Source organism: Pseudomonas sp. USTB-Z (assembly GCF_019691255.1).
Taxonomy (GTDB): domain Bacteria; phylum Pseudomonadota; class Gammaproteobacteria; order Pseudomonadales; family Pseudomonadaceae; genus Aquipseudomonas; species Aquipseudomonas alloputida.
Window position 1 is genome coordinate 1 of sequence record NZ_JAECZP010000096.1, and the last position, 322, is coordinate 322.

A 322-nucleotide genomic window follows, 5' to 3' on the forward strand; every position below is an offset into this window, starting at 1 on the left:
AGCAGTAATAGTGACCTTGACCAGGTCGCCTTCGTTGCTGCCGCCCGGGTTGCCTGGGGTACCAGGCTCGTCGGTGACGGTAGTGCTGACCGGCGTCTTGTCGAGGGTCAGTTGCTCGAACTTGCCGACATCCGCGCCTTCAACGGTAGCGATCGATTTGATCACAGGGTCGTTGGTGCCGACGTAGACGTTGTCCGGGGCAGTCACGGTAGCAGTACCCACGGTGCCGTTGGCCGGCACGGTGATGACGGTTTTGCCGTCGCTCAGCGTGAAGGTCAATGCACTGTGGTTGTTGATCGGCAGACCATCTTTGTTGGTCAGG

1 protein-coding gene is annotated in these 322 nt (G+C 59.9%); it reads right to left on the reverse strand.

All coding sequences use genetic code 11. The features are described from left to right. Positions 1-322 (reverse strand): immunoglobulin-like domain-containing protein (locus I8746_RS27015; protein ID WP_221101235.1); only part of this gene is annotated, 322 nt, incomplete at both ends.